This window comes from Cellulomonas sp. S1-8, assembly GCF_026184235.1.
Lineage (GTDB): Bacteria > Actinomycetota > Actinomycetes > Actinomycetales > Cellulomonadaceae > Cellulomonas.
Map to the genome: position 1 here is coordinate 3558219 of NZ_CP110806.1, position 21372 is coordinate 3579590.

Here is a 21372-nt window from a genome sequence, read left to right on the forward strand (position 1 = left end):
CGTCGCCCGCGCGGACGTCCGCCCGCCGGCCGTGGCGCGTGACGCGGTCGCGCCCGACCGGCCGGACGTCCCCGTCCCGCCGGACGCGCGCGCACCCGGCGTCGCAGCGCTCCCGCGCTCGGTGGCGGCGGCCCGTTCCGTGTCAGCCCCCGATCCGCACGGCCGGCAGGCCCGCGGGCTCGTCGGCGGGATCGATCACGGACAGGTGGCCGAGCTTGACGAGCTCGCGCTGCAGCGCCCGCACGACGCGACCCATCGTGATGGCGCCGCCCTCGTCGGCCGCCGCGAACGCCGCACCGAGCGCCGCGTTGCGGATCACCCCGCCGGTGACCTTGAACCGGCGCGCGAGGACGTCGAGGTCGACGTCCTCGACGGGTGCGGCCGCCGGGAACACGCGCTGCCAGATGCGCCGCCGCTCCACCTCGTCCGGCGGCGTGAACGTCACGGACACCGCGATGCGACGCCAGAACGCGTCGTCGATGTTGCCCTGCAGGTTGGTCGCCAGGATCACCAGCCCGTCGAACACCTCGAGCCGCTGCAGCAGGTAGGCGACCTCGATGTTGGCGTACCGGTCGTGCGAGCTGGAGACGTCGGTGCGCTTGCCGAACAGCGCGTCGGCCTCGTCGAAGAACAGCACCATGTCGCCCGAGGCGGCCGCGGTGAACACCCGCTCGAGGTTCTTCTCCGTCTCCCCGATGTACTTGCTGACGACCGCCGACAGGTCGACCTTGTACAGGTCGACCCCCAGGTCGGCGGCCACGACCTCCGCCGCGAGCGTCTTGCCCGTCCCCGACGGCCCCGCGAACAGCGCGACGACACCCGACGACGGCACCGCGGGGAACCCCCACGTGCCGAACACGGTGCGCCGCTGCCGGTACCGCGCGACGAGGTCGCGCAGCTGCCCGGTCGGTGTCACGGGCAGCACCAGGTCGTCCCAGCCGCGGCGGGCGTGGACGCGGGACGCGACCCCGTCGAGGTGACCGCCCGCGAGGCGTCGGACGCCCGCGGCGACGCCGTCGGCCCGGCCCGCCGCGCCGGTGCCCGCGCCCGTCCCCGCCCCCGACGCCAGCCGCAGCTGCTCGCGGCTGAGCCGCACGCCCGCCGGGGCGGGGCTGCCCGTGCGCCGCCGCCAGTCGCCGTCGTCGGCCTCACCGTCGCGCACGTGGACCTCGCGCCACGGCCGCGCGGGCAGGCAGTCCAGCGGCAGCTCGCGCGCGGAGGCCAGGACGAGGGCCAGGTGGGGGCTGCGGTCGAGGTGCTCGGTGTCGTCGTGGGCCAGCCGGCCGTCGACCTCGACGACGACCGCCGCGCACCGCAGCGTCGCCTCGCGCACCAGCGCCGCCCAGGCCTCGGGCGACGCCGGCAGCGGGGCGACGAGCAGGTCGGTGCCGGGCAGCGCGGCGGCGGCGGCCTGCCGGCGGCTCTCGGGGTCGGCGCCGTGCACGAGGAGCAGCCCGCCCGCGCCGGGCGGCTGGTCCTCGGGTGGGCGGCGCCGCGTCCGCGCACCGGCCGCGGTCCGTCCCGCGTCGGCCGTCAGCAGCCGGGTCCCCGCCGGCACGTCGGGGTCGAGGGTGTCGTCGCCGCGCGCCGCCCACGCGACGCGCGGCGCGACGCCGCACATGCGCGTCCCCCACGCCCCGTCGCCGACGACGACGGCCAGGCCCGCGCGCACCAGCGGCCCGCGCGGCGCGAGCGCGTGCACCGCGTCGTCGCCCAGCACGCGGGCGACCCACGCCAGCGTGGGGCGCGGCAGCTGCACGCTGTCCTGCACGTACGCGACGAGCCGCTGGCGCTGCGGGTGCAGGTCCACGGCCAGGAGCACGGCCAGCACCTCGGCTGCGACGCCCCGCGCGCCCGCGTACCGGCACGCGCGCGCGAGCTCGTCGTCCCCGGTCCGCGCCCACGCGTGCAACGCCGCGCGGACCTCCGCGACGTACGGGTCGAGGCGCGCGCGCAGCGGTGCGACCTGCGCCGGCACCGGCCCGTCGAGGCCCGGCAGCGTCGCGAGCAGCGCGTCGATCTCGTCGTCGCCGACGTACATCCCGGCGAAGTCCCGCGGCGGCACGCCCTGGACGACACGGCAGACGGCGGCGTCGGCGGCCAGCACGACGTCCGCGAACCGCTCCCACGCCGGCGCGTCCATGCACCCGTCGTACCCCGGGCCGCAGGGCCCGACGCGACCCCCGCCGCACCCCTGCCTCTAGGTGCAGCACGGACGTCCCCAACCGGCGCCCACGCGGCACTGGTCCTGCACCACCGCCCGGCGAACGCTGGTGCGTGGTGCGGATCGTCGGGTCCGCGCCGCGCCGACGAAGGAGGGGGACGAGCCATGGCCACGCTGAGCAGCATCCGGTCGCCCGGTGTGTACGTGCAGGAGGTGGCGTCGGGCCCGCGACCCATCCAGGGTGTCGGTACCGCGGTCGCGGCGTTCGTCGGCGTCACCGCCGACGGCCCGTACGACCAGGCGGTGAAGGTCGTCAACTGGTCGCAGTTCCTGCGGACCTTCGGGTCGTTCGTCCAGGGCGCGAACCTGCCGTACGCGGTCCACCAGTTCTTCGACAACGGCGGCGGCGCCGCGTACGTCGTGCGCGTCGGGGCCATCGGGTCCGACGAGGGGCAGCGCGCCACCGCCGAGCTGACCAGCTCGGTGCGCGCCGGGCACGCCGTGTACCGGGTCGAGGCCCTCGACGCGGGCTCGGGCGGCGACGCGATCACCGTGGCCGTCGAGCCGAAGGTCGCCGTCGAGGGCGAGGGCGAGGCGCCCCCGGACGAGGCGTACACGCTCGTGGTGCGCCGCGGCGAGGACGTCGAGCGGTTCGAGAACGTCACCAGCCGCAAGGGTGCGGCGAACATCCTCACCGCGGTCGCGGAGTCGCGGCTCGTGCGCCTCACCGAGGTCGGCTCGTCGTCCGTCGCCGAGCGCGTCCCCGCGTCGGGGCAGGTCGCGCTCACCGGCGGTGCGGCGCTGCCGGCCCGCGTGACCCCCAACGACTACCTGGGCGACGTGACGGCCCGCTCCGGCATCGCCGGGCTCGACGTCCTGGACGACGTGACGATCGTCTGCGTGCCGGACCTCGCGGCCGCCTACGAGGAGGGGCAGATCGACGCCGACGGCTTCAAGGCCGTGCAGTCGGCGATGATCTCCCACTGCGAGGCCCGCAAGGACCGCATGGCGATCCTCGACACCCCGCGCGGCCTGAACGCCCAGCAGGTGCACGAGTGGGTCACCGAGAAGATGGCGTTCTCGTCCGCGTTCGCCGTCACGTACTTCCCGTGGCTGTCGATGTGGGACCCGGTCCTGGGCCGTGCGCGGCTCTTCCCGCCCAGCGGCGCGCTGGCCGGTGTGTGGAGCCGCAACGACGACACCCGTGGCGTGCACAAGGCCCCCGCGAACGAGGTCGTCCTCGGTGCGCTGGACGTCGAGTACGCCCTGACGCGTCGCGAGCACGACGACCTGAACCCCGCCGGCATCAACGCGATCCGCGCGTTCCCGGGCCGCGGCATCGTCGTGTGGGGCGGCCGCACGCTGTCCTCCGACGCGCAGTGGCGGTACGTCAACGTGCGCCGGCTGTTCAACTACATCGAGTCCTCGATCCTGCTCGGGACGCAGTGGTCGGTGTTCGAGCCGAACGACCCCAAGCTGTGGCAGCGCATCGAGCGCTCCGTGGGTGCGTTCCTGCTGGGGCTGTGGCGCGACGGCGCGCTCTTCGGCAACACGCCGGCGGAGGCGTACTACGTCAAGTGCGACGCCGAGACGAACCCCCCGGACCAGGTCGACGCCGGGTACGTCGTCATCGAGGTCGGCATCGCGCCGGTCAAGCCCGCCGAGTTCGTGGTGTTCCGCATCAGCCAGCTGCCGACCGGCGGCGCAGTCGCCGAGTGACCTGACCTTCTTCAGAGAGGACGACGCCCATGCCCATCGGCGACGACGCGATCGGTGCCAGCCTGTTCGAGGTACAGGTCGACGGTGTGACCATCGCGCAGTTCAAGGAGGCCTCCGGGCTCGGCATCGAGATCTCGGTGATCGAGCACCAGGAGAACAAGCCCGGGGGCATCCCCGTGCTCAAGAAGCTGCCCGCGTCCCAGAAGTTCAACGACGTGACGCTCAAGCGCGGCATGACCAAGGACGACGGCTGGTGGAAGTGGATCGCCGCCGTGCAGGAAGGTGACATCGACGGCTCCCGCCGCGACGCGTCGATCATCCTGCTCGACTACATGCACCACGAGGTGCTGCGGTTCAACCTGTTCTTCTGCTGGCCGTCCAAGATCACGCTCGGGTCGCTGCAGGCCGGGTCGACCGAGGTCGCGATCGAAGAGGTCACCCTGGTGCACGAGCGCGTCGAGGTGAAGGTCTCCTGATGAGCGCCGACGTCGCCACCGCGCCGGACGCGGGCTCGCCCGGGTCCGTGCCGGGGCTGGGTACCGGCCCCGTGCCGGTGCCCAGCGGCGGCACGGGCCTGCAGACGGAGTTCTGGTTCGAGCTGCCCGTGGGGTTCGAGGACGACCACGGGCGCGTGCACCGCCAGGGCACGATGCGCCTGGCGCGCGCCCGCGACGAGATCACCCCGCTGCGGGACCCCCGCGTGCGGGACAACGAGGCGTACCTGACGGTGCTGCTGCTGGCCCGCACCGTGACCCGGCTGGGCGACCTGCCGGCCGTCACCACGGGGATCATCGAGGGGCTGTTCACGCCGGATCTGGCATTCCTGCAGGACCTGTACCGCCAGATCAACAGCGCAGGCACGACGACCACGCCCGTCGCGTGCCCCGCGTGCCACGAGGAGTTCGCCGTCGACCTGCGCGGCGGCGGGGGGTCGGGTGGTGCGCCGGGGGAATGGTGACGTACGCGGCCGTCGACCTGCTCGACGAGATCGCGTACCTCGCGGCGGTGCTGCACTGGCCGCTCGACACCCTGCTCGACCTGGAGCACCCCGACCGCGCCCACTTCGTGGCAGCCGCCCGCGTCCTGACCGAGGGCGTCCCGGACGAGGGAGGCCGCTGATGACCGCGCGTCGCCCCGCCGCCTGGGCGGCCCCCGATCGCCCCGTCGATCTCGCACGTCGGCGGCTCATCGGGGGCCGGAGGCCGCCGAAGGACGAGGTCGGCGTCGTGCGATCCGTCGGAGGTGGCACGTGAGCGAGACCGGCGGGTGGCGTCCCGTGAGCGCGCGCCCCGTGGTGCCGCGTGCGGCGACGAGGAGCACGGGCTTCGCGCGCGGGCTGACGAGCCGTCGCGTCGTGCCCGCGGCTCTCGCACGCCCGATCGTGCAGGGGTCGCCCGGCGCGCCGACGTCGGCGACGGCGCCGACCGGTCGGTCGGGCGCGGCGAGGGCTGTCGCGCGGCCTGGGGTCTCCGGTGCGGACGCACAGCGCGCGACGGTGACGGGTGGCGGGGCGGACGGCGGGGCGGTGGCGCGCGCCGGGGTGGGCGGCGCGTCCGGGGCGAGCTCGAGGACGGGCGGCTCGGCGTCGAGCGGCTCGTCCGGGGGGGGCTCGTCGTCCGGGCACCCGTCCGCCGGTGGGCCGTCGGGCCGGTCGCCCCTGCGGCGCCTCGTCAGCCTGCTGCGCGGCCGACGTGACCGGGACGCACCCGCGTCGGACGTCACGACCGGGCCCGTGCTGGGCGCCGACGAGCACCCTGCCCGCGCCGCGCTGCCCCCCGTCATGACCGCCACCACGACGACCACCACGACCGGCGTGGGGGGCGGGCACGTCCACCGGACGTCCGGGACGCCCGCGTCGCACGTGGCGGGCCCGGAGGCCGCACGGTCGGTCGCACGTCCGACGAACGCGGCGGGCGCGGCCGGTCCGACGGGTCCTGCCCTCGCCCGTGCGCAGGCGCCAGGTCCCGGTGCCGCGCACGCGCCGAGCCCGTCCATGGGCGCCCCGTCCGTGGGCGCCTCGTCAGCCGCCCACCGCGCGCCCGGCCCTACCCGTGCCTCGACGTCGCCCCCGCCCGGACGAGCAGCGGGAGCGGATGTCGCGCGCACCGCTGCGACGGCGTCCCCGAGCGCGGGCGTGGCGCGCCGTACCGGCGGGAGCACCGCGGCCCGGGCCGCGTCCGGCGGTCCGTCGAGCGGGACGACGGCGGACCGGGCCGCGGGCGCCGGCCCGTCGGGACACAGCACCTCGACACCTGCAGCGTCCGACGGACCGCAGGCATCCGGCCGCGGTCCGGCCCGTGCCGCGCGCGCGTCCGCGGGAGCCGGACCCGCCACGGCGCCGCTCCCGGGCTCGCCCGCCACCTCCGCGACGTCGGCGACGGCGACGCTGGGCCGCGCACCCGTCGGCGCACCGCACGGCACCGGAGGCGCGCCCGCCGCGCCGGTCGCGCAGCGCCACGCCACGCCGACGGACGGGTCGACGACGCGGGACGCGAGCTCCGGTCGACCCCATGGCGCACCCGCCGACGCCGACACGTCGGCATCTTCGGCACGCGGGGCCGTCGGTGCGTCGCGGAGCCCGCTCGGCGGACCGTCGTCGTCCGCCGCGGGAGCGCCGTCGACCGTCGCCGGACCGCCGTCGACCGCCGCCCGAGCAGGGCGTGCACCGGCCGACCCGTCGCGGGCCGCCGCCGCGGCGCCGCTGCTCCGGGACATCCGCACCGGACCAGGGGCCGGCGGCTCCCCCGTCGCCGGCTCGTCCGCGAGCGCCCCGCCGGTCGCTGGCGCCGCGGGCCCGACGCCGTCACCGCACGCCGCCGACGGACCGGGCGCGGCGCGCGCGCAGCACGCCCAGCGCGCCCCGGGCCCGTCCGCGGCGGGAGCACCGGGTGCACCCGGTCCCTCGACGGGCGGCGGCACGGCCGGCCGGCCGGGTGCCGCGCACCCGGCGGCGTCCCGCGACACCGTCGCCGCACGCACGTCCGCCCCGCCCGTGCGGGGACCACTCCCGGCCGGGGCGGCGGCGACCCGAGCAGCGGGCACCCCCGCGGCCGCGCCGCCGAGCGGCAGCGCGTCGAGCACCGGGTCCGGGTCCGGGTCCGGGTCCGGGTCCGGCCACGGACCCGCGCCCGTGTCGCGCACGTCGACGGCGCGCACGTCGACGTCGACCGCGCCCGTGTCGCCAGCGTCCACGTCGCCGGGGTCGTCGTCGCCCGGGTCGTCGCCCCCCTCCGAGGGGGCGCCGGGGCCGATGTCCCCCGGGTCCGTGGCGCGCGCGTCCGTGGCGCGCGCGTCCGTGTCCCGCACCTCCGCTCCGGAGCCGTCCGTGCCGCCCGCGGCGACGTCGCTCGCACCGCCCGCGTCGGACGCACCCGCGTCGACGTCGTCCGCACCGTCCTGGTCCGCACCGTCCTCGCCCGCACCGTCCTCGTCCGCACCGTCCTCGTCCGTACCCGTGTCGCGCACCCCCGCCTCGCCGCGACCTCCCGTGCGATCGGGGCTCGGCCCGCCGGTCGGGCCGCACCGGTCGACCGTCCCCCGCGGGCCGGCCGCGCCGGAGCCCTCGTCGACGCGCGACGGCGACCTCACGGCCCACCAGGACGCCCTCGCGCGGCTCACCGCACCGGCCGCACACCCCGCGCACCGCGACCACGCCGCGCGTCGCGGCATCGTCCCGTCCGCACCGGCTCGCGCGGGGGTGGACCCGGACGTGTCGACGTCGACCGCCGCCGCCCCGTCGGCCGCCCCGTCGCCCTTCCCGTTCTCCTTCCCGGCGTCCGCCCCATCACCCACCCCGCCGTCTACCTCGTCGCCCGACGCGGGGGCCGCCGTGCCGAGGCGCTCCCTCGCCCCCGACGTCCGCCGGTGGCCCGCGGCCGGTGCCCCGCACGCGGGCGACGCGAGCGGTCCACGCGCCGCGAGGGCCGTCGACCGCGGGCTCGGGCGGCCGGCACCGCACGTCTCCCGTGCACCCCTCGGTACCGAGCGGCCGGCCACGGTGACGCACGCCGCGCTCGACCTCGTGGTCGGGCGTCACCCCGCGGCGCGCGACCCGCGGCCCGTCGCCGCGCGGGACGCCGACGACGGCGGTGGCGTCGTCGGTGAGGTGGTGTCCGCGGGGCCGTCCGACCAGGAGCCGGACGCGGCCGGCGCCGCACCCGGCGCGGGTGCGCAGACCCCGGCGGACCTCGCCGGGCTGGCGGACCGCCTGTGGGACCACCTCGAGCAACGCCTGCGCCGCTCGCTGCTGCTGGAGCGCGAGCGACGCGGCGTCCTCCCCGACCTGTAGCCGCCCCCGAGCCCGCCGGACCCCGTCCGACGACCACGAACCCGCCGCCCCCGAAACCGCCGACCACGACCACGACGACCCGAGGAGGACGCGATGCCCGACACCCGCGACCTGGACCCCGTCAGCACGATGAACTTCATGGTGACGATCGACAACGTGCACATCGGGGCCTTCACGGCGCTGGACGGCCTGTCCGCGCAGTACGAGGTCCGCACGTACGCGGCCGGCGGCGAGAACGGGTTCGTCCACAAGCTGCCCGGGCGGCTGACCTACGGCACGGTCAAGCTGACCCGTCCGGTCGGCTGGCGGGACGACGAGCTCGTGGGCTGGTTCGACGACGTCGCGCAGGGCAAGGTCAAGTCGCCCGGCACGGCGGCGGTGACGGCCCTGGACGCCGAGCGGCGGCCCGTCGTGACGTGGCAGTTCCGGGGTGTGTGGCCGGTGAGCTACAAGGGCCCGAGCTTCGCCGCCGAGGGCGGCAAGACCGCGCTCGAGGTGTTCGAGTTCGCGCACGAGGGCTGGACCGAGAAGTCCCACCGCCCGCCGGAGCCGACGCCCCCGGCGAGCAGAAGGATGTTCGGGCGATGACCGCCACCAGCGAGAAGCCGACGGAGAACCCGACGCCCGCCGTCGCGATGCTCGCCGAGAAGGACCGACCCGAGAACGCGCTGCACTTCCAGTTCAACCCGACGACGATCGCCTTCACGCGGCCCGTGCAGTACAACCGCACGCCCCGGCAGGCCGACGACCCGCCGGTGCAGTTCACGGGCGCGGGACCCACGACCCTGACGTTGCAGCTGCTGCTGGACGCGGGCCGCCGCGGCGTCCCCTCGGTGCAGCCGGAGCTGGACCTGCTGGCGAGCTGGACCACCGTGCCGGACGTCACCACGCCGGGCGACGGCCCGCCGACCATCGCGTTCACGTGGGGCGAGCTCGCGATCGCGGGCGACCGCAGCCTGGTCGGCAACATCTCCCAGCTCAAGGTGACGGTCGAGCTGTTCGACCGTCAGGGCCGACCCCTGCGGGCGCTGGTCGACCTCACGCTCGTCTCGGCCAAGAAGGAGCCCAAGGGCACCAACCCGACCTCGGGGGCGGAGCGCTCGCGGCTGCGCCACGTGCTGCGACGCGGCGAGACGCTGCAGTCGGTCGCGTGGTCACGCCTCGACGACCCGGGTGCCTGGCGCGCGGTGGCCGAGCTCAACGGCATCGACGACCCGACGCGGATGCGCGTGGGCCGCGAGCTGCTGCTGCCCGACGCCCAGGAGCGCGGCGCGCTGGGCCTGCGCCGGGGTGCGTCGGGCACGCCGTCGTGGCTCGCGGACGGGAGCCGGCCGTGACGGCGACCGCGACCCGCGCGGGCACGACCGGGACGGCGGGGTCCGCGGCGGGCAGCCCGACGGGTGCCCGTCCGACGATCGCGGTCGACACCCGCGAGCTCTCGGCGCAGCTGGTCACGGCGCTGCGCTCGGCGGTCGTCGACACCGACGTCGCCGGCCCGGACTCGTGCCGGCTGGTCCTCGACGACCCGCAGCGCGACGCGCTCGCGCAGGCCGCGATCGACCTGGGCGCGCGCCTCACGGTCGCGTCGGGGCGCGCGGGCGACCCGGCGACGACCACCCTGTTCGACGGTGTCGTCCACGCCGTCGGCTACGACTTCGACGAGCGCGGCGGCTGGACGACGGTGACGGCGTACGACCGCTCCTACGCGCTGTACACGGGCGTGCACACGGCGTCGTACCAGGACGTCACGGACTCCGACCTCGCCACGACGATCGCCCGGCAGGTCGGGCTCGACGTGGGGACGGTCCACGACACGAGCGTGGTCCACGCCCACGTCGCGCAGATCAACGAGACGCACGTGGCGCTGCTGGAGCGCCGCGCGCGCGAGTCGGGGCGGGTCCTGGTGGTCACGGGCACTTCGCTGTCGTTCGTCCGCCCGCCGCGCGCCGACGACGCGCCCCGACCCGGGGACCACCAGTCTCGCGGGCGGCGCCAGCTGGTGCCCGGGGGCAACCTGCAGCGGCTGTCGGTGCGGGTGACCGGCGCGCAGCAGGTCGCGGAGGTCGAGGTGCGGGGCTGGGACCCGGTGGCCAAGCGCGAGCTCGTCGCGACGACGGCGGCCGCCACGAGCAGCGCGGCGATGCAGGACACGCCCGCGGCCGTCGCGCGGACGTTCGGTGCGCCGCGCGCGGTGGGTGTCGACGTCCCGGTGTCGCAGCAGGCGGAGTGCGACGCCCTCGCGCACGCGTGGGCCGACCACCTCGGCGGTGCGTGCGTCCACGCGGAGGGCGTCGCGACGGGCGACCCGCACCTCGTGGCCGGCACGCCGGTGAGCCTGGGCCAGACCGGCGGCAGGTTCGACGGCAAGGTCACCCTGACGCGGGCGCGCCACGTGTGGGAGGGCGACGGGTACCGGACGTACTTCACGGCGTCCGGCGGGCACGACCGGTCGGTGCTGGGCCTGGTCCGCGGCGGCGCGTCCACGTCCGCGCCGCGCGCGCCGGGCCTGGTCATCGGGGTCGTCACCAACGTCGCCGACCCCGACGGGCACGGCCGGGTGCGGCTGCGGTACCCGTGGCTCGACGGGCAGTTCGAGTCCGACTGGGCGCGCGTCGTGCACGTCGGCGCCGGCAAGGACCGCGGCCTGCAGGTGCTCCCCGAGGTCGACGACGAGGTCCTGGTGGGCTTCGAGCACGGCGACCGGCGCTCCGCGTTCGTCCTCGGCGGCCTGTACAACGGCGTCGACGTGCCGCCGCGGGACAACCCCGTCGCGTCGTCGGGGACCGTGGACCTGCGGGTGTGGCGCAGCCGGACGGGCCACGAGGTGGTGCTCGACGACACCGACGGCGCGGGCAAGGTCGTCGTCCGCACGGCCGGGGACACCGTCGTGGTGACGCTCGACGTCGCCGCGAAGTCCCTGTCGGTGACGTGCGAGGGCGACGTGAAGGTCGACGCGAAGGGTGCCGTGCAGGTCGACGCCAAGGGCGACCTGACGGTCTCCGCGCAGGGGTCCGCGAGCATCACCGGCAAGTCCGGGCTGACGCTGGAGAGCAGCGGCAAGGTCACCGTCAAGGGCGCGACGATCGCGCTCAACTGACGCGCCACGTCGGCACGTTCGTCCGCACGACACCGAGGAGGAGGGGCACACGATGGGAGCACCGGCGGTCGTCATGGGCGACAAGGTCATGGGCATGTGCGCGGGGCACCAGATCCCCACGCCCACGGGCGCGCCCACGCCGGGCCCCCCGATGCCGCTGCAGGTCCCGCTCCTGCAGGGGCTGGCCACGACCGTGACGATCGGCGGCAAGCCCGCGGCCGTCAAGGGCAGCAGCGGGTACAACACGCCGCCGCACGTCGGCCTGCACCCGTCGGACTCCAAGCTCGTCCCGACGACGCAGGACGCGCAGGTCGTCACCGGCAGCGCGACCGTCACGTTCGACGGCAAGGCCGCCGCGTACAGCGGGTGCCCCGTCATGGGCTGCCTGGCACCGTCCGCGCAGGTGACGGGGACGGGGACCACCGTGCTGGTGGCGTCATGAAAACCGCGACAACAGGGGGTGCACGATGACGGGCCACGCGTTCGTCGGCACGGGCTGGCACTGGCCGGTCGAGACCGACGCCACGGGGGCGTTCGCGCTGACCAGCGGCAGCACGCTGCTGGAGCAGGCGATGTACCTGATCCTGTCCACGACGCCCGGCGAACGCCCCATGCGCCCCGAGTTCGGTGCGCAGCTGCGCCAGTTCGTCTTCGAGTCCGGCGACGCGACGACGGCCGGGCGCATCGCCACCGAGGTGCGCGCCGCGCTGCTGCGCTGGGAGCCGCGGGTCGACGTCGGCGAGGTCGCCGTGACGATCGACCCCGACGACGCGTCCACGCTGTGGATCGACGTCGCCTACCGCGTCCGGTCCACCAACGACCGCCGCAACCTCGTCTTCCCGTTCTACGTCATCGGCCGCCACGAGGAGGCGGACGAGGCGCTGCCCGCGTCGTCGTCGAACGGCCACGGCACCCTGCCGACCACCCTCCCCTCGGTCCCGCCCCCCGCCCCCGCGCTCGCCCGGAGGTCGTCATGACCCTGCCCACCCCGCGCCTGGACGACCGCACGTTCCAGGACCTCGTCGACGAGGCGAAGCGCCACGTGCAGCGCCGCTGCCCCGCCTGGACGGACCACAACGTCTCCGACCCGGGTGTCACGCTCATCGAGACGTTCGCCTGGATGACCGAGCTGCTGCTGTACCGCGTCAACCGCGTGCCGGACCGCATGCACCTGACGTTCCTCGACCTGCTGGGCGTGCAGCTCTTCCCGCCGCGCGCCGCTCGCGCCGAGGTCACGTTCCGGCTGTCGTCGCACCACGACGAGGAGGTCGTCGTGCCCGCCGGGACGGTCGTCTCGACGCGACGCGCCGCGGACCGCCCGCCCGTGGCGTTCACGACCGTGGCCCCGCTGGTCGTGCCACCGGCGTCGTCCCGGGCCGTCCTGACGATCGCCGCCGACGGGCGCACGGTCGACCGCACGCCGGGCCTCGGCGTCGGCGACGGCTTCCCCGCGTTCGGGGAGCCCCCCGTCATCGGCGACGCCCTGTACGTCGGCCTGGACGCGCCCGCGCCCGCGTGCGTGCTGCTTGTCCAGGTGGTGTGCCGCGTCGGCGGGCACGGCATCGACCCGCACCGCCCGCCGCTGGTGTGGGAGGCGTGGACGCCGGACGGCTGGCAGGTCTGCGCGGTCGAGCGCGACGACACCCTGGGCCTGAACGTGCCGGGCGCCGTCGAGCTGCACGTGCCGGACGGGCACGAGCGCTCGACGGTCGGCGACGTCGAGGCCGCGTGGCTGCGGTGCCGCGTGGTGCGGGCCACGCACGCGTACCGCTCGTCGCCCGTCGTCGTGTCGCTCACGGCCGCGACGGTCGGCGGGGACGTCGAGGCCGTGCACGCCGAGCCCGTCGTCGACGAGCCGCTCGGCACGTCCGACGGCACGGCGGGGCAGGTCCTGACGGTCAGCCGCCCGCCGGTGCTGGACGACCCGGACCGGCCGGTCGTGCTGCAGGTCGGCCGGGCTGCCGCGGAGTCCGACGCCACCGTGAGCTGGGAGACGTGGCGCGTCGTCGACGACGTCGCGTCCGCCGGGCCGGACGACCGGGTGTGCATGCTCGACCGCACGACCGGGGAGCTCAGGTTCGGTCCGCAGGTGCGCGCCGCCGACGGGTCGGTCCGCGCGTACGGGGCGGTGCCGCAGCTGGGCGCGCCCCTGCGGGTGTCGTACCGCACGGGCGGCGGCGCGGCCGGCAACGTCGCGGCCCGCACCCTCGCGGTGCTGCGCACGTCCGTCCCGTACGTCGCCGCGGTGTGGAACCGGCGCGGGGCCGTCGGGGGCGTCGACGGGGAGACCGTGGCCGAGGCCCGCGAGCGCGGCCCGCTGGAGCTGCGCACGCGCGGCCGCGCGGTGACCGCCGAGGACTACGTGCACCTGGTGCGGCACGCGGCGCCCGAGCTGGCGCGCGTGCACTGCGTGCCCATCGCGGAGGGCCCGGACGCCCCGGGGCTGCGGGTGCTGGTCGTGCCGGCGGCGCCGACGGGCGACCCGTACCTCGACCTCAAGGACCTGCAGCTGCCCGACGACGCCCGCGACCGGGTGCTCGACGCCGTCGACGCGGCCCGCGTCGTGGGGTTCCGGGTGGCGGTCGAGCCGCCGTCGTACGTCGGCGTGCGGGTCGACGCGCGCGTGCGGGTGCGGCCGGGGGCCGACCCGCGGACCGTCGAGCAGGCGGGCGTGGACGCGCTGTTCCGGTACTTCAGCCCTCTGACCGGCGGCCCCGACGGCGACGGGTGGCCGCTGGCCCGGCCCGTGCAGCCGGGCGAGGCGCACGCGGTGCTCGCGCGGGTGCCGGGGGTCGACTACGTGGAGGACGTCGTGCTGCTGCGCGCCAACCCGCTGGACCGCTCGGTCTCGGCCCCCCAGGACCGCATCGACCTGGACGTCACGCACGTGGTCCTGAGCGTCGAGCACACGGTCACGGCAACGGCCACGTCATGACCCCCACCGCCCCCCACCCCCACCCGCCCCCTCCCCCCGCCCGGGCGAGAGCCCGATCCAGCCCCGGCGAACCACGGATCAGCGGGCTCCTGGCCCGCAGTGAGCCACCGGATCCGTGGTTCGGCGGACGGGGGTGCGTGGTGAACCGGGCGCGGGGGGTCGACGTGCGCCCGGCGAACGTCGCCGTGTCGTTGGTCGACGGGCTGCCGGAGGCGTTCGTCGCGTCGCCGGGCACCGTCGCGTTCGTCCGGGCCTTCGACGACGGGTTCGCCCCCTTCGCGACCGTGCTCGACCACCTGCCCGCCTACGTCGACCCCCGGTACGCGCCCGACGACCTGGTCCGGTGGGTCGCGTCGTGGCTGGCCCCCGCGGTCGCGGCCCGTCGACCGGCGGCGCTGCTGCGCGCGCACCTGCCGGACCTCGTGACGTCGGTCGTCGCCCGCGGCACGCTGCGCGGGGTCGCCGCGGCCGTCCGGGCGTGCACGGGCCGCGACCCCGAGGTCACCGACAGCGGCGGCACCGCGTGGAGCCGACGCCCGCACGGTCCCATGCCGGGGTCGGCGCGCCTGCACCTCGACGTCGGCGTCCGCCTGCTGCCCGACGAGCCCGACCCCGACGACGTCCTCGACCTGGTCCGCGGCGTCGTCGACGACGTCCGCCCGGTCCACGTCCCGACCACGGTCCGCCTCCTGCCGTGACCCCCACGCCCACCCCCACCCGCGCCGAGAGAGCAATCCAGCCCGCCCCGCCCCACCCCTCCCCGCGAGAGTGCAATCCAGCTCCGGCCGGGGGAGCTGGATTGCACTCTCGCGGGAGCAGGGCGGGGCTGGATCGCCCTCTCGCGCGGGGAATCGGGGCTGGATTGCACTCTCGCGCGAGCAGGGCGGGGCTGGATCGTCCTCTCGCGCCCGCGCCCAGGTCGGTGGGTCAGGGGACCGCGAGGGCGGGTGGTGGGGTGAGCTCGGGTGGGGGCGTGCGCAGGGCCACGGGTGGGGACGCGAAGGCCGGCAGGGCGATCGTGACGCCCAGCTCCTGCAGGACGGCGGCGTACTCGCGGCGAGCGGCAGCCGCAGCGGCCGGGCGGCCGTCCGCGACGAGCCCGCCGACGAGCCGCCGCCACAGGTCGTCCTGGAACCGGTCGAGCGCGAGCCCGCGCCGGACCACGGCGACCGTACCCGACGTGTCACCGCGCGCGGTCAGCAGGTCGGCCAGCGCGGCGCACGCCCGCAGCACGCCGGACCGCACACGCTCGCGGGCGCCGACGACCCACTCGGCCGGCCCGTCCTGCGGCAGCAGCTCCGCGGTGCCCGTGTCGACGGCCTCCCGCAGGACGACGAGCGCGGCCACGTCGTCGCCGGCGCCGAGCGCCACCTCCGCCGCCCGCAGCACGCGCTCGAGGCGCCGCACGTCGTGGTCCGTCCCGCCGTCGACGCCCAGTGCGTACCCCTGCTCGACGCGCCGCAGCAGCCCCCCGGCGCCGGCCCGGGCCGCGTCGAGCGCACGACGCACGTCGCTGACCGCGACCTGCAGCGAGTGCTGCCCCCGCTCGGGCACCCGTCCGGGCCAGAACCACTCCACGAGGCGGTCGCGGTGCACGGGCGCGGGTGCGTGCAGCGCGAGGGCCCGCAGCAGCGCCGCGTGCTGGGGACGCAGGGAGGCCGTCGTCACGGTCTGCCCGCCGACGTCGAGCCGGAAGTCCCCCAGGCACCGCACGCTCAGACGGTCGGCGAGCGCCGACGGCTCCGGCAGGACGACCGCACCCCGGCCGACGGCGGACACGACGGGTGCGGCACCCGGTGCCGCGGCCTCGCCCACCACCGGGCCGGGACGCGCACCGCGGCGCGCCGCCACGAGCCGCACCCACGCCGGGGCGCCCGCCGCTCGTGCCAGCCGCCCCCACCGGTCGCCCGGCTCACCGACCGCGATGAGCGCGAGCGCGTGCGGCACCGGGCCCCAGCGGGCCGCGTCGACCGCGACCCCGACGGGTTGCGGGGCCTGGCCGTGACACGCCTGGGCGACGGCCGCCGCGGCGTGCGCCCACGCGGCGAGCGCGGGCGCACCGAGCGCGTCCAGGTCGGCCGCGGCGCGTTGCGCCGTCGCGGCCGTGCGTGGGTCGTCGACCGCCCCCGTCAGCCCGCCGAGCGCGTCGAGGAGCCCGAGCAGCGCCGTGCCCCACGCGTCCCCGACGCCGACGCAGCGGTCCTGCAGGTGGCGCAGCCCGTCGCTGCCGGTCGCGGGGCGGCTGCCGAGCTCGAGCCCGTCCGCGAGGCGCTCGAGCGCGGGCGCCCCGACGAGCTTGGCCGCGGTGTGGGCGCGCTCGCGGGCGTCGCGGGCCCCGCGGTCGTGCATGAGCGTGAGGCAGGCGGCCTCGCCCAGCAGCGCGACGGCCTCGACGACCGGCTGGGCCGCGGCACGTCCCTGGACGGCCGCGAACCGCCGGGCCGCGACCCGCACGTCCCCGCCGACGAGGCCCGCGACGGCCGAGGCGAGCGCACGCCCGACGTCGTCGGCGTCACCCGCGCCCATGGCCTCGCGCGGGCGGGCGAGCGCACGGCGCACCAGGGCGACCCACTCGTTCGACGCGCCCATCGGCGGCTCGACCCACGTGCGCACCATGTGCCGCTCGCGCGTGACCAGCGCGCGCCCGGACCCGGTGACCGCGCGCTCCTCGGCGACGGCGTACGCCACGAGCGCCGGGTCGAGGGCGCCGTCGACGAGGTGCCGGCGGGCGAGCGCGAGCGCCACCCACGGGTCGGACTCGCGGATCGCGCCGGGCAGCAGGTCGAGCCACGGTCCGGGACGACCGGCGAGGTCGTCGCCACCGATCGTCAGGACCCGCCGCGCGGCGTCCCAGTCCTGGGCACGGCACGACGAGCGCAGCGCGTCGTCGTACTCGCCGGCCGTCAGGGCCAGGGCGGCGGCACGGCGGTGCAGCTCGCGCGCGACCGCACCCCCGGCCCGCTCGGTGAGCGTGTCGAGCAGGTAGCCGCGCAGGACGTCGTGGCACTCGTACTGGGTGCCGTCGGCCTCGTCGACCGCCGCGAGCAGACCGTGGCGGTGCGCGGCGGCCAGCAGCCGCGCGCCCGTGTCGGTGCCGAGCAGCGCGTCGCACCGCTCCGCCGAGAGGCGTCCGAGCACGGACGTGCGCACCAGGAACTCGCGCACCGACAGCGGCAGCCGGTCGAGCACGTGGCCGGCGAGGTAGTCGGCCACGGCGGGTCCGCGGCCCGCGCGCTCCAGCAGGCGGGTGCGGCTGCTGGCGGGCCGGTCGCGCGTGGCCAGGTGGAACAGCTCGAGCCCGGCCGCCCAGCCGCGGGTCCGCTGCGTGAGCTCGGCGACCTCGGCAGCCCGCAGCGGGGACGCGTGGTGGCCGCGGAACAGCTCGTCGACCTCCCAGGTGCGGAACCGCAGGGCCTCGCCGTCCAGGACGCGCGCGGTCCCCGCCAGCTCGCGGGACGGCAGACCGGCCGGCATGCCGCGCGTGCCGAGCACGAGGCGCACCCCCGCCGGCTGGTGGCGCACGAGCACGTCGACGACCTGCGCGGCACGGCGGCGCTCCGTCGTGTGGACGTCGTCGAGCACGAGCAGCACCGGGGCCGTGAGCCCGTCGCCGAGCGCGGCGAGCGCGTCGTCGGGGGTGCGCCAGGACCCCGGCGGGGTGCGCCACGGCAGGACGTCGCACGCGGCGCGCAGGTGCTCGAGCAGCGCCGCGGGGTCGTCGAGCGCCGGGTCGAGCGTCAACCACGCGACCGGCAGCCCGGAGGCGTCGGCGACGTGCGCGAGGAGGGTCGTCTTGCCGCAGCCGGGCCCGGCGACGACCGCGACGAGGTGCGGGGCGACGGGTCCGACGAGCGGGGCGAGCAGGCGCGCCCGGCGCAGCCCCGTGGGGTCCGGACGCACGACGCGGGAGCGCAGCACCGGCACCTGCCCGGTGCGCGCGGGCACGTCATCGGCCGGCGCACGCATCTCTCTCCCCTGTGCTTCACCCTCGGCCCCCGCTGGGGTGTCGCGTACGCTGACCGTAGCGCTGGACGAACCGTACGAAAAGGACGATTGTCGGCGGCAACCGGGCGAGGGGACGCAGCGGTGCAGGATCCGGAGGGGGGCCCGGGTGCGGGCGGGGGGTCGGCGCAGGACGACCTGACCGACCTGCTGGCGCCTGCCGACGTGCAGTTCCACCCTGCTCCGGCACCGGCGCGGCCCCGTCGGGTGCCGCCGCCGCGACCTGTCCCGCGACCCGACGACGAGGACCCGCCGCCCGCAGATCTCACCCGACCGGCGCGCCCGTCGACGGCCGCGCCGAGCCCCGACCCGGTGCCCGTGCGGGTACCTGACCGGGTGCCCGAGCCGGCGCCGCCGTCGGACGCCCGCCCCGCCGTCACCGTCGTGCCGCCGCGTCCCGCACCGGTCGCAGCCGCGGCTCCCCCGCCGGCCGCGCCGCCCGCCGCGGCGCCCTCGTCGGCTGTGGCGCCCCCGCCCCGCCCGCCGGCACCCACCCGTCCCGTCGCCGCCGAGCTCCCGCCCGTCCCGCGCACCGGTCCGGACGTCGTGACGTTCGGCCGCTGGTTCCAGCCCGTGGCCGGCGGTGTGCTGCCGCGCCCGGACGTCCGCGACCCGGTCGTCGCGGTCGTCAGGGCGGCGCCCGGAAGCACGGTCCATGCCGTGACCGCGGGCCGGGCACGGCGCGCCCCCGCGGCGCTCGCGGCGGGTGGGCTGGAGATCGCCGGTGCGGACGGCGCGACCCTGGTCCTCATCGGGCCCGCCGACACGGCGTGGTTGCGCGACGACGAGGACGTCGCGGCGGGCGAGGTGGTCGGTGTCCTGCCCACGGGCGGTGGCGCGGGGAGCGGGGAGGTGGGCGGCGGGGGCCCGGGGGGCGACGTCGAGCTGCGCCTCCTCGTGATCGGCGCCGACGGCGTGCCGCGGGACGCCGTCGACCTGCTCGTGGGCCTGCCGGACCCGGGCGAGCTCGACCTCGGCCCCGGGCTGGGCACGGACCCGTTCGCGCTCGACCTGGAGATCGCGGGACGCGCTGACTCCCGGGGCAGGCGATGACGACGACCTGCCCGCGCTGCGCGCACGAGAACCCGGACGACGCCCTGCTGTGCGGCACGTGCCGCGCCTACCTCGGCTGGGCGCGGCGGCCCGCGGACGGTGCGCCGGCCGACGATCCCACGACCGCCCGGGCGCCCGACGGTCGCAGCGCCGCGCCGACACCGGCCCCGTCGACCCCCGCGTCCGCCGCGCCCGCGGCACCCGTGACGCCGGTCCCGACCCCCGCCACGTCGCCCCCGGTCCCGTCGACACCAGTCCCGTCGACCCTGGTCCCGTCGACGTCCGCCCCGTCGACGCCCGCATCCGCGCTCACCCCCGTCGGCGCCCCGGCGTCCGTCCCCACCTCCCCCGCCGACGCGTCGCCACCGCCGTCCCGTGACGCCCCGGACCACGCCCCGACCACCCCGCCGACGCCCCCGGTCCCCGCACGCGCGGCGCGCACCGTCGCCCCGCCGCCGCCGATCGTCGCGCCCCACGCCCGCGGTGGCGCACCCCGCGCGGTGCAGGTGCCCGCGTCGGGCACGACGCCGCGGCCGATGCGCCCGGCCCCCGCGTCCTCACCGGCCCCCACCTCCCCACGCACGGCCGCGTCCTCACCCACGGCCGCGTCCTCACCCACGGCCGCGTCTCCGCCCACGGCCGCGTTCTCACCCACCGCCGCGTCCCCACCCACGGCCGCGCCCGCACCGGCGCCCGCACCGGCGCCACCCGCCCCCACGTGGACGGGCCGGTCGACCTGGTCGCCGCCGACCTCCGGCTCGACCTCGGGTTCTCCGACGCCCACCTCGCCGACCGCCGCCGCGGCGCCGGGGCGCGCTCCCGCGGGCGGCCCGGCGCCGGTGCAGGTGATGCGCGACCCGTCGACGCCGCGGGCGACCCGCCCGGGCGCGCGCAGCGCCCCGCCCCGCACGATCGGCGTGCGCGTCGCGCCCGGTCCGGCCCGCATCGACCCCCAGCGGCCCGTGGAGCCGCAGACGTCCGCGCCGTCGCGCACGTCGAGCTTCGAGGCCCTGCAGCCCACGGCCGCCGGCACGGACGACGGGGTCACCCCCACCGGTGCGTCGGGCGCTCCGCGGTCGACAGCCCCGTCGGGCGGCGTGCCGGTCTTCGAGGACGCCGTGCGGTGCCCGTCGTGCGGGCGCGCGCTGCCGGTGTCCCGGCGCTTCTGCCGCTGCGGGGCGACGCTCACGCCACCCGCACGCCTCGCCGACGACGACGCCCCGGCGCCCGCACCCTGGTACCGCCGGGCCGCGGGTGCGGGTGCGTCGTTCCGGCGCCGGATGCGGGCCGCGAACCACGGGGTGCGCGTCGTCTTCGACCGGGGCCGCGCCGGCCAGGTGTACGTCTACCGGGCCACGGCGGCGCTCGCCGCGGTGGGGCTGGCCGGGGTCGTCGTCCTGCCGCAGGGGGCCGACCTGCGCGGGCGCGCGACGGCGGCGGTCCAGCAGCTCGACCCCCGCGGCTACACCCGCGTCACGGGCGTCACGGCGACGACGGACCCGCCGCCCGCGGCGCAGCCCGCCGATCCCGCTGCGGCGCCGGTGGACCCTGCCGCGCAGCCGGTCGACCCCGCGGCGCAGCCGGTGGACCCCGCGGCGCAGCCGGTCGACCCCGCGGCGTCCCCGGACCCCGCGGCCACGGCCGACCCGACGACCGCCGCCGCCCCGCAGGACCCCGTCTTCGGCCCGCAGAACGCGGTGGACGGCGCGACCGGACGCGCGTGGTCGGTGCCGTGGACGGCTCCCACCGACGCCGGCCCGCCCTGCCAACGGCCGGGCGGTGCGCCGGCGCTGGTGCTGACGCTGCCGGGACCGACCGACGTCGACCGCATCGGCCTCGTCGTCGGGCTGCCGGAGTCGGCGCCGGACCGGGCGCGCCAGGCGGTGCCGGCCCTGGTGGACGTGACGTGGTTGCCCTCGGGGCGGTGCACGACGCTCGAGCTCACGGACTCCCCGGAGCTGCAGGCGCAGGACGTCGCCGACGTGCGGGGATCGACGTCGGCGCGCGTCGTGGTGGTCGACGCGCACCTGCCGCAGGACCCGCCGGCCGACCTGCGGGTCGCGCTGGGCGAGGTCGTCGTGATGACGCACGGGCGCCTGGGCGCCGGCTGACGT

Annotated in this window: 18 protein-coding genes; 14 read left to right on the forward strand and 4 right to left on the reverse strand. The window is 77.6% G+C overall.

What is annotated here, in order from left to right; translation table 11 throughout:
- Window positions 1-142: 142 nt before the first annotated feature.
- Window positions 143-2143, reverse strand: coding sequence for an AAA family ATPase (locus tag OKX07_RS16060; protein ID WP_265628995.1), 2001 nt, complete (start codon window positions 2141-2143; stop codon window positions 143-145).
- A 186-nt stretch (window positions 2144-2329) separates the two neighbouring features.
- On the opposite strand from OKX07_RS16060, the gene OKX07_RS16065 reads away from it, so the two are divergent.
- Genes OKX07_RS16065 through OKX07_RS16080 form a run of 4 tightly spaced genes read left to right on the forward strand, consistent with a single transcriptional unit; the run spans window position 2330 to window position 5002 of the window.
- Window positions 2330-3883, forward strand: a complete 1554-nt coding sequence (locus OKX07_RS16065) for a phage tail sheath family protein (RefSeq protein ID WP_265628996.1) — start codon at window positions 2330-2332, stop codon at window positions 3881-3883.
- Between the two features lie 29 nt (window positions 3884-3912).
- Entirely contained in the window at window positions 3913-4359 is a 447-nt protein-coding gene (locus tag OKX07_RS16070; RefSeq protein WP_265628997.1) for a phage tail protein, read from the forward strand.
- A complete protein-coding gene (locus OKX07_RS16075) occupies window positions 4359-4841 on the forward strand; it encodes a hypothetical protein (RefSeq protein ID WP_265628998.1) in 483 nt (160 codons plus the stop codon). Before OKX07_RS16070 ends, OKX07_RS16075 begins: the two co-directional genes overlap by 1 nt.
- The gene (locus OKX07_RS16080) at window positions 4835-5002 is read left to right on the forward strand and encodes a hypothetical protein (protein ID WP_265628999.1); all 168 of its coding nucleotides are present in this window, start codon (window positions 4835-4837) and stop codon (window positions 5000-5002) included. The genes OKX07_RS16075 and OKX07_RS16080 overlap by 7 nt, the downstream gene beginning before the upstream one ends.
- Before the next feature lie 66 nt (window positions 5003-5068).
- Here the strand turns inward: OKX07_RS16080 and OKX07_RS16085 are convergent, their stop codons facing one another.
- Window positions 5069-7348, reverse strand: coding sequence for a hypothetical protein (locus OKX07_RS16085; protein ID WP_265629000.1), 2280 nt, complete (start codon window positions 7346-7348; stop codon window positions 5069-5071).
- 364 nt (window positions 7349-7712) lie between these two features.
- Between OKX07_RS16085 and OKX07_RS16090 the strand changes: the two genes are divergently transcribed.
- The 8 genes from OKX07_RS16090 to OKX07_RS16125 all read left to right on the forward strand — a co-directional run bounded on the left by OKX07_RS16090 (window position 7713) and on the right by OKX07_RS16125 (window position 14901).
- Window positions 7713-8171 (forward strand): hypothetical protein, encoded by a 459-nt coding sequence (locus tag OKX07_RS16090; protein WP_265629001.1) that lies wholly within the window; start codon window positions 7713-7715, stop codon window positions 8169-8171.
- A gap of 93 nt (window positions 8172-8264) precedes the next feature.
- The gene (locus tag OKX07_RS16095) at window positions 8265-8759 is read left to right on the forward strand and encodes a phage tail protein (RefSeq protein ID WP_265629002.1); all 495 of its coding nucleotides are present in this window, start codon (window positions 8265-8267) and stop codon (window positions 8757-8759) included.
- Window positions 8756-9508 carry a hypothetical protein gene (locus OKX07_RS16100; protein ID WP_265629003.1) on the forward strand — a complete coding sequence of 251 codons (753 nt, stop codon included), beginning with the start codon at window positions 8756-8758 and terminating at the stop codon, window positions 9506-9508. The genes OKX07_RS16095 and OKX07_RS16100 overlap by 4 nt, the downstream gene beginning before the upstream one ends.
- Entirely contained in the window at window positions 9505-11268 is a 1764-nt protein-coding gene (locus OKX07_RS16105) for a VgrG-related protein (RefSeq protein ID WP_265629004.1), read from the forward strand. Before OKX07_RS16100 ends, OKX07_RS16105 begins: the two co-directional genes overlap by 4 nt.
- A gap of 52 nt (window positions 11269-11320) precedes the next feature.
- Window positions 11321-11710 carry a PAAR domain-containing protein gene (locus tag OKX07_RS16110; protein ID WP_265629005.1) on the forward strand — a complete coding sequence of 130 codons (390 nt, stop codon included), beginning with the start codon at window positions 11321-11323 and terminating at the stop codon, window positions 11708-11710.
- Between the two features lie 25 nt (window positions 11711-11735).
- Window positions 11736-12245, forward strand: a complete 510-nt coding sequence (locus OKX07_RS16115; RefSeq protein ID WP_265629006.1) for a GPW/gp25 family protein — start codon at window positions 11736-11738, stop codon at window positions 12243-12245.
- The gene (locus tag OKX07_RS16120) at window positions 12242-14203 is read left to right on the forward strand and encodes a putative baseplate assembly protein (RefSeq protein WP_265629007.1); all 1962 of its coding nucleotides are present in this window, start codon (window positions 12242-12244) and stop codon (window positions 14201-14203) included. Before OKX07_RS16115 ends, OKX07_RS16120 begins: the two co-directional genes overlap by 4 nt.
- Window positions 14204-14343: 140 nt before the next feature.
- Window positions 14344-14901 carry a phage tail protein gene (locus OKX07_RS16125; protein ID WP_265629008.1) on the forward strand — a complete coding sequence of 186 codons (558 nt, stop codon included), beginning with the start codon at window positions 14344-14346 and terminating at the stop codon, window positions 14899-14901.
- Between the two features lie 229 nt (window positions 14902-15130).
- Here OKX07_RS16125 and OKX07_RS16130 read toward each other — a convergent pair whose 3' ends face one another.
- A complete protein-coding gene (locus OKX07_RS16130; protein ID WP_265629009.1) occupies window positions 15131-18169 on the reverse strand; it encodes a BTAD domain-containing putative transcriptional regulator in 3039 nt (1012 codons plus the stop codon).
- A gap of 120 nt (window positions 18170-18289) precedes the next feature.
- On the opposite strand from OKX07_RS16130, the gene OKX07_RS16135 reads away from it, so the two are divergent.
- Window positions 18290-19258: a hypothetical protein gene (locus OKX07_RS16135; RefSeq protein WP_265629010.1), complete on the forward strand. Its 969-nt coding sequence runs from the start codon at window positions 18290-18292 to the stop codon at window positions 19256-19258.
- 67 nt (window positions 19259-19325) lie between these two features.
- Here OKX07_RS16135 and OKX07_RS16140 read toward each other — a convergent pair whose 3' ends face one another.
- Window positions 19326-20204 carry a hypothetical protein gene (locus OKX07_RS16140; protein ID WP_265629011.1) on the reverse strand — a complete coding sequence of 293 codons (879 nt, stop codon included), beginning with the start codon at window positions 20202-20204 and terminating at the stop codon, window positions 19326-19328.
- Between OKX07_RS16140 and OKX07_RS16145 the strand changes: the two genes are divergently transcribed.
- A complete protein-coding gene (locus OKX07_RS16145; protein WP_265629012.1) occupies window positions 20176-21369 on the forward strand; it encodes a hypothetical protein in 1194 nt (397 codons plus the stop codon). The two genes, OKX07_RS16140 and OKX07_RS16145, sit on opposite strands and share 29 nt — an antisense overlap.
- The last annotated feature ends 3 nt before the right edge of the window (window positions 21370-21372 follow it).